Origin of the sequence: Propionivibrio sp., from assembly GCF_017995515.1 — a bacterium.
Taxonomy (GTDB): Bacteria; Pseudomonadota; Gammaproteobacteria; order Burkholderiales; family Rhodocyclaceae; genus Propionivibrio.
On sequence record NZ_JAGOIT010000138.1, the window covers coordinates 1 to 7,081 of the forward strand.

Genomic DNA, 7,081 nt, shown 5'->3' on the forward strand with positions numbered 1-7,081 from the left:
GGCCGATTTCTGGATCTGGACCTCTACCTTTTCGGCGATTTCGACGGAGATGAAATCGTCACCAACCTTGGCGATGCGTCCGGCGATACCTGCCTGGGTGACCACTTCATCGCCCTTGGCGAGTGCGGCAACCAATGCCTTGTGCTCCTTCGCCTTTTTCATCTGCGGGCGGATCATCAGGAAATAAAGCACGCCGAACATCAGGATGATCGGCAGGAATTCCATGAGGCCGCCGAGTGGGCCGGCGGCCCCGGCGGTTTGAGCGTAAGCGTTGCTGATCAGCACATTGGTCTCCTGGTAATAAGTGCGGGTGAGCGTCGAAAAACAAGCGGGCTATTGTAGCACCCTGGCCTCGGCGCTGCGCTCGGCATGGAAGCGCGCAACCCTCTCGGCAAGCGTGCCGGCGACGATGGCTTCGCGTAGTTCGCGCATCAGCACCTGGTAGTAATGCAGGTTGTGGATCGTGTTCAGTTGCGAACCGAGAATCTCGCCGATGCGGTGCAGATGATGCAGGTAGGCGCGCGAGAAATTGCGGCAGGTATAGCACGCGCAGGTTTCGTCGAGCGGGCGCGGATCGTTCTTGTGCTGCGCGTTCTTGATCTTGATGTCGCCGAAGCGCGTAAACAGGTGGCCGTTGCGCGCGTTGCGCGTCGGCATCACGCAGTCGAACATGTCGATGCCGGTCTGCACGCCGTGCACCAGATCCTCCGGCGTGCCGACGCCCATCAGATAGCGCGGCTTGTCCTGCGGCAGGCATGGCGTCGTGTGCGCCAGGATGCGTGCCATTTCGTCCTTCGGCTCGCCGACCGACAGCCCGCCGATGGCGAATCCGTTGAAGCCGATGTCGGCCAGGGCGGCGAGCGATTCATCGCGCAGATCCTCGTACATCCCCCCCTGCACGATGCCGAACAGCGCGTTGGTGTTGGCGAGCCGGTTGTGCTCGTCGCGCGAGCGCTGCGCCCAGCGCAAGGACATGCGCATCGACTTGGCCGCTTCGTCGTAGGTCGCCGGGTAGGGCGTGCATTCGTCGAAGATCATCACAATGTCGGAATTGAGCGTGTGCTGGATGCGCATCGACTCTTCCGGCGTCAGGAACAGCTTGTTGCCGTTGATCGGCGACGAGAACTTGACGCCTTCCTCGGTGATCTTGCGCAGCGCGCCGAGCGAGAAGACCTGGAAGCCGCCGGAGTCGGTGAGGATCGGTTTGTCCCAGCCCATGAAGCGGTGCAGGCCGCCGTGCGCGGCGATGACCTCCAGCCCCGGGCGCAGCCACAGGTGGAAGGTGTTGCCGAGGCAGATCTGCGCACCGATCTCGTTGAGGTCGCGCGGCGTCATCGCCTTGACCGTGCCGTAGGTGCCGACCGGCATGAAGACCGGCGTCTCGATGACGCCGTGCGCCAGCGTCAGCCGGCCGCGGCGTGCGGCACCGTCGGTGGTGAGGAGTTCAAATTGCATCGTTCTGTCTTTCAAGGAACATGGCGTCGCCGTAGCTGAAGAAGCGGTAGCGCTCCGCGACCGCGTGTTGATACGCGGAACGGATCGTGTCGGCCCCGGCAAAGGCGGAGACGAGCATCAGCAGGGTCGACTTGGGGAGGTGGAAATTGGTGATCAACCGGTCGACGACCTTGAACCGGTAGCCCGGCGTGATGAAGATGTCGGTCTCGGCCTTGCCGGCGCGCAGTTCGCCGCCTTGCGCCGCCGATTCGAGCGCGCGCAAGCTGGTCGTGCCGACGGCGATGACGCGGCCTTGTCGCTCCCGTGTCCGTTCGATGGCGGCGACGGTGGCTTCCGGGATTTCGAAACGCTCGGAATGCATGCGATGTTCGGCGATGTTATGGACGCGGACGGGCTGGAAGGTGCCGGCGCCGACATGCAGCGTCAGCCAGGCCAGGTCGACGCAACTTTCCTGCAGGTGGTCGAGCATCGCCTGGTCGAAGTGCAAACCCGCCGTCGGTGCGGCGACAGCGCCCGCGTTCTGCGCGAACACTGTCTGGTAGCGCGTTTCGTCCTCGACCTCGGCGGCGTGGCTGATGTACGGCGGTAATGGCAGTCGCCCGTTTTGCTCGATCAGCGCATGCAGGTCGCCCGGGCCTTCCAGTTCGAGCGCGAAGAACTCGGACGCGGCGCCCGTTCGGCCGATCACCCGGAACGTGAAGGTATCTTCGGCGATGATCCGCGACCCGGGCTTCGGCGATTTGCTGGCGCGAACCTGCGCTACAGCTTTGCGCGCATCGACAATGCGCTCGACCATCACCTCGACCTGTCCGCCGCTATCCTTCCTGCCGAACAGGCGCGCCTTGATGACCTTGGTGTCGTTGAAAACCAGCAGATCGCCGGGCCGGACGAGCTCCGGCAACTCCGAGAATCGGCGGTCGTGAAGCGCTCCTGGCTGAATGTGCAGCAGACGACTCGCGGTGCGGTCGGCGGCGGGATGCTGGGCGATCAACTCGTCCGGAAGGTTGAAATCAAAATCGTCGAGGGTGAGCATGCGGTCAAAAATAGTCGTTTGTGCGGCTTGTCGGTTCGGCTTGAATCGAGGATAATTCGGCCTCCTTCGGTTCGTCTCACACGAACCTTGGCCGAGGTGGCGGAATCGGTAGACGCAGCGGATTCAAAATCCGCCGTAGAAATACGTGAGGGTTCGAGTCCCTCTCTCGGCACCAAATTCCTTTAAGTCAAGCGCTCGAAAAGCGGCGGATTATACCTTGTCCGGGAGCGTGTTCGGGAAGCGACGGGCGCACCTTTGCATTCGTAGGAAAATCATGGCTTTCGTGACTGTCGTTGTTGCTGCCGAAGAGGACGAAAGCGCCTCGGTCGGCGACGCCGTTCAACCGTTGAACGAATGGAGCGGGATCGAGATTCCCGGTCTCGATATTCCGAAGATTGCCATGCTGCATTGTCTGCTGACAGGCGATCTGCTCGACGTCGCGCTCGATGTCTACGAGCCGGTGTACGTCTCGGCAAGCAACTCCATCGTCTTGCGCGTCGCCGGCGAAATGAGCGAGAAGCTCGCGAGCGTCGACGAGGAGGCGCTGGACGCGATCGCTACGGAACTGGTGGCGACCGGCGATTTCGAGAGCGAGCACTGGGATACCGAGGATGCGCTCGACATGCTGAACGAACTGGTCGGGCTGGCGCAGTTGGCGGAATCGCAGGGGCAGGTCCTGTTCGTCTGGATGCACTTCGAGTAGGTCGTATGGCGCCTGGCTACAATAGCCGGGATTCAGGTTTGCACTTTTTCGGATTTCAGGGCGGTATTTCGTGACACGTTCTCAAGCCAATTTGTTGCTTCTCGCCGTCGCCATCGTCTGGGGCTCGGCTTTCGTCGCCCAGGCGCACGGGATGGACGGCGTCGAGCCGTTTACCTTCACGGGAATCCGCTTCCTGCTCGGTGTCTGCATCGTCGCGCCGTTCGCCTGGCGCGACTGGCGTTCGATCTCCCGGCGCGAGGTGCCGCCGGGGCGGCGTGACCTGTTGGGCGTCGTTCTGCTCGGACTGCTGCTTACCTTGGGCGCCGTCTTCCAGCAGATCGGTCTGGTGACGACAACGGTGACGAATGCTGGCTTCCTGACCGCGCTTTACGTGCCGCTGGTGCCGATGCTTTCATGGCTGATCCTGCGTGTGCGACCGCATTGGTCGGTGTGGCCGACTTCGCTCGGTTGTCTCGTTGGCACGTGGATGCTCTCCGGTGCGGGGAATCTGAATCTCGGCATCGGCGACGCGTGGGTGATCGCCAGTAGCCTGTTCTGGGCGCTGCACGTGCTTTTCGTCGGCAAGATCGCCGACCGGATCGCCGCACCTTTCCTGGTTGCGTGCGGCCAGTTCTTCGTGTGCGGAATCGCGTGCCTGTTCTGGGGTGCGCTGACCGAGACGATTACGCTCGAAGGAATCCAGCGCGCGGCGGTGCCGATTCTCTATACGGGATTCATTTCGGTCGGTTTTGCCTACACCGGGCAGGTCGTCGGGCAGCGTTATGCGGCGGCGGCCGACGCGGCGATCATCCTGTCGGCCGAAACGTTGTTCGCAGCGCTCTTCGGATTCCTGCTCATGGGCGATCGGCTGAGTACGACCGGCATGGTCGGCTGTGCGCTGATCTTCATCTGCATCGTCGCCGTACAGATGATGCCGATGCTGGCCTCCGGACGCGTCGAACGCGCCTGACTTTTCGGGAGCGTGCTAGAAGCCGTGCCTGACCTGTGAGAGGAAGGCCTGCGCGCGCTCGTGGTCGGGATTGGTGAAGAAGGCCTGCGGCGTGCTGTCTTCGAGAATCGCGCCTTCGTCGAAGAAGATGACGCGGTCGGCGACTTCGCGGGCGAAGCCCATTTCGTGCGTGACGACGAGCATGGTGATGCCGGTGTGTGCCAGTTCGCGCATGACGGTCAGCACTTCATTCACCATTTCGGGGTCGAGCGCCGAGGTCGGCTCATCGAAGAGCAGAACCTTGGGGTCCATGGCCAGTGCGCGGGCGATGGCGACGCGCTGCTGCTGTCCACCCGAAAGCTGAACCGGATACTTGTGCGCCTGATTCTTCAGACCGACGCGTTCGAGCAGCGCCATTGCCTTGGCTTCGGCATCGGCGCGCGACATCTTGCGCACGCGTATCGGCGCCAGCGAGATGTTGCGCAGAATCGTGAGATGCGAGAACAGGTTGAAGCTCTGGAAGACCATGCCGACTTCGCGGCGGATCGCGTCGAGATGCTGCAGGTCGTCGTTGAGTTCGATGCCGTCGACGATGATTTCGCCCGAGTCGTGCTTTTCCAGGCGGTTCAGCGTGCGCAGAAAAGTTGATTTACCGGAGCCGGATGGGCCGATGATCGCCGTGACCTGCCCCTCGGTGAAGCTGGCCGAAACGCCGCGCAGCGCGTAGAACGAGCCGTAGCGCTTGTCGACATTGCGCGCGACGATGATCGGGTTGGATGAGGTTGCGTCGTTATCCATACAATGCATACGCTGTCTTGCTCAGCGCTTCTGACCGACTTCGAGGCGCGCTTCGAGCGCCGCCGTCAGGGTCGTGAAGGCTGTCGTCAGAATCAGATAGATGACCGCGGTGGTCATGAAGACGGGAATCGGTTGGTAGCTCTCGGCCTGGACGCGGTAGCCGGACATCGTCAGTTCGACGACGCTGATCGCGTAGGCGAGGGAAGAATCCTTGACCAGCGAGGCGAGATTGTTTGCCAGTGCCGGAAGTGCCACGCGCAAGCTCTGCGGCAGCACGATATCGATAAAGGTGCGCATCGGCGAGAGACCGAGCGCGTGCGCTGCCTCGACCTGGCCGTGCGGTACGGCGAGGATGCCGGCGCGGACGCATTCGGTGTTGTAGGCGCCGACATTGAGCGCAAGCGCAATTGCGGCGCAGGAGAAATCGGAAAGCACGACGCCTTCCGGCATGATCGTCGGGAGCGCGAGCCAGACGAACATGATCTGCAGCAGCAGCGGCGTGCCGCGGATGATCCAGACGTAGAAATCGCAGATCCAGCGGATCGGCAGGAATTTGGAGAGTTTCCCCATCCCCGCCAGAACCCCCAGGATGATGCCGGATGTGCCTGAAATCAGCGTCAGCAGGACCGTTATCCGGGCGCCGGCAGCAAACTCGTTCGCCGCCGGACCGATGGGCTCGGGTGCGAGGGACAGCGGAATCGCCAGCCCCCACAGGAAGATCAAAAGTCCGACCATCGCGCCGAACATCGTCCAGCCCGGATGTTGCTTAGTCCAGTTCATCTTGTTGCTTTTGTGTATTTCTTGTCAGTACGGCTTACTTGCAGGTGATGTCCGTCTTGAAGTACTTGTCGGAGATCTTGGCGAGCGTGCCGTCAGCGGTCAGGTCAGCCAGCGCCTGATTGACCTTGTCCATGAACTCCTTGTTGTTCTTGCGCATGATCAGCGAGACTTTTTCGACGAACACTTGTTCACCGGAAACGACGCCCGAATCGGTGTTCTTGTTCAGCGTTTCCATGATCGTGAACTTGTCGGAAATCCAGGCGTCGATTTTCTTCGCCTTGAGTGCCGAAAAGGCTTCCGGGTCGGCCTTGTAGGTCTTCACTTCCTTGATGCCGGGGAGCTTCTTGGCGGCGTCGAAGTAGCTGGTCGCGAGCTGCACGCCGACGGTCTTGCCCTTGAGCGCTTCGGCGGTCAGCGGGCCGTCCTTGGGTGCGGCGATCGTGCCGCCGGTGCAGTAGTGCGGACTGGCGAAATCGACGGCCTTGGCGCGTTCCTTGGTGTAGCCGTGCGATGCGATGGCGAAGTCAAAACGGTCCTGGCGGACGGCGGCCAGTTGCGAATCGAAGGGAACGGCGTGCCATTCGAGCTTCATGCCGAGTTTTTGGGCCAGCGCTTCGGCCACATCGACTTCATAACCGGTCAGCTTGGTGCCTTCGTAGTAGTTGAACGGAGCGAAAGCGCCTTCGGTGGCGGCCATGATCTTGCCCGACTTCTCGACAGAGGCCCAGTCACGCGCTTGAACCGGGGCGGAAATCATGATCGACAGGGGAATGACGGCGCTCAACAACTTGGCTATGAATCGCATGACTACTCCTGGTAAGTAAAAAAGACGAAAAAATCAAGGCGTTGGAGAGCGAAAACGCCTGGTGCGCAAGTGACAAACGGGCGTCAGGATACATGAAACATGGTGCGATTTGGAGAAAAGAAGGCGGCGTGTTCGCGGAAATTGACGACGTGATGCCATGCGAATTTTAGGTGTTTGTTCGTTGGGGAAACCAAATCGGGGCAAAGCCCAAATTGATGCACCATGGAGGTGCGCAAAGGAGGTGGTTTGCGTCCCCGATTTCGCGCGCAATTTTCGATTTCGCCAATAAAACAGGTGCTTGAAACCGATGTTCGTAATATTTTTTTATTGGCACGTGTTGTGCTTATTCTCTCCTGGGCTCAGTGCCGAAAAAAAAGACCCCTCGGTGCTGATTTGAGTTTTCTTATGGAAGGGAGTGTTTATGAATTTGGTAGCAATCTCCGCGGCGACAGACGATTTTTTCTGGAGCCAGATCATGATTTACGGCTGCTTGTTGGCCGGGGTGTATTTCTCGCTGCGGATGAAGTTCCCGCAGGTCCGGCTGATCAAGGACATGGT

9 protein-coding genes and 1 tRNA gene are annotated in these 7,081 nt (G+C 60.8%); 4 read left to right on the top strand and 6 right to left on the bottom strand.

What is annotated here, in order from left to right; genetic code table 11:
- From yajC to queA, 3 genes are all read right to left on the bottom strand, one after another.
- On the bottom strand, positions 1-225 hold a 225-nt coding region (gene yajC / locus KBA32_RS15740; RefSeq protein ID WP_367113791.1), incomplete at its 3' end, for a preprotein translocase subunit YajC.
- A gap of 108 nt (positions 226-333) precedes the next feature.
- The gene (gene tgt / locus KBA32_RS15745) at positions 334-1,455 is read right to left on the bottom strand and encodes a tRNA guanosine(34) transglycosylase Tgt (RefSeq protein WP_294360913.1); all 1,122 of its coding nucleotides are present in this window, start codon (positions 1,453-1,455) and stop codon (positions 334-336) included.
- On the bottom strand, positions 1,445-2,488 hold the full coding sequence (queA, locus tag KBA32_RS15750) for a tRNA preQ1(34) S-adenosylmethionine ribosyltransferase-isomerase QueA (protein WP_294360916.1): 1,044 nt from the start codon (positions 2,486-2,488) through the stop codon (positions 1,445-1,447). The genes tgt and queA overlap by 11 nt, the downstream gene beginning before the upstream one ends.
- Positions 2,489-2,578: 90 nt before the next feature.
- Here queA and KBA32_RS15755 point away from each other — a divergent pair.
- The 3 genes from KBA32_RS15755 (at position 2,579) to KBA32_RS15765 (ending at position 4,161) form a co-directional block, all read left to right on the top strand.
- Positions 2,579-2,663, top strand: a tRNA-Leu gene (locus tag KBA32_RS15755).
- 99 nt (positions 2,664-2,762) lie between these two features.
- On the top strand, positions 2,763-3,191 hold the full coding sequence (locus KBA32_RS15760; protein ID WP_294360919.1) for a hypothetical protein: 429 nt from the start codon (positions 2,763-2,765) through the stop codon (positions 3,189-3,191).
- Between the two features lie 70 nt (positions 3,192-3,261).
- Complete coding sequence (locus tag KBA32_RS15765; RefSeq protein WP_294360922.1) at positions 3,262-4,161, top strand: DMT family transporter; 900 nt, start codon at positions 3,262-3,264, stop codon at positions 4,159-4,161.
- Positions 4,162-4,176: 15 nt separating this feature from the next.
- Here KBA32_RS15765 and KBA32_RS15770 read toward each other — a convergent pair whose 3' ends face one another.
- Genes KBA32_RS15770 through KBA32_RS15780 form a run of 3 tightly spaced genes read right to left on the bottom strand, consistent with a single transcriptional unit; the run spans position 4,177 to position 6,523 of the window.
- Positions 4,177-4,908 carry an amino acid ABC transporter ATP-binding protein gene (locus KBA32_RS15770; RefSeq protein WP_367113792.1) on the bottom strand — a complete coding sequence of 244 codons (732 nt, stop codon included), beginning with the start codon at positions 4,906-4,908 and terminating at the stop codon, positions 4,177-4,179.
- Positions 4,909-4,959: 51 nt separating this feature from the next.
- Complete coding sequence (locus KBA32_RS15775; protein ID WP_294360927.1) at positions 4,960-5,718, bottom strand: amino acid ABC transporter permease; 759 nt, start codon at positions 5,716-5,718, stop codon at positions 4,960-4,962.
- A 34-nt stretch (positions 5,719-5,752) separates the two neighbouring features.
- On the bottom strand, positions 5,753-6,523 hold the full coding sequence (locus KBA32_RS15780; RefSeq protein WP_294360930.1) for an ABC transporter substrate-binding protein: 771 nt from the start codon (positions 6,521-6,523) through the stop codon (positions 5,753-5,755).
- Between the two features lie 222 nt (positions 6,524-6,745).
- On the opposite strand from KBA32_RS15780, the gene KBA32_RS15785 reads away from it, so the two are divergent.
- A partial coding sequence (locus KBA32_RS15785) for a hypothetical protein (RefSeq protein ID WP_294360932.1) occupies positions 6,746-7,081 on the top strand: 336 nt, incomplete at its 3' end.

Bases quoted from the DNA above. Each gene is read 5' to 3' on its own strand.
- tgt (WP_294360913.1), bottom strand. From the start codon at position 1,455: ATGCAATTTGAACTCCTCACCACCGACGGTGCCGCACGCCGCGGCCGG.
- queA (WP_294360916.1), bottom strand. From the start codon at position 2,488: ATGCTCACCCTCGACGATTTTGATTTCAACCTTCCGGACGAGTTGATC.
- KBA32_RS15760 (WP_294360919.1), top strand. From the start codon at position 2,763: ATGGCTTTCGTGACTGTCGTTGTTGCTGCCGAAGAGGACGAAAGCGCC.
- KBA32_RS15775 (WP_294360927.1), bottom strand. From the start codon at position 5,718: ATGAACTGGACTAAGCAACATCCGGGCTGGACGATGTTCGGCGCGATG.
- KBA32_RS15780 (WP_294360930.1), bottom strand. From the start codon at position 6,523: ATGCGATTCATAGCCAAGTTGTTGAGCGCCGTCATTCCCCTGTCGATC.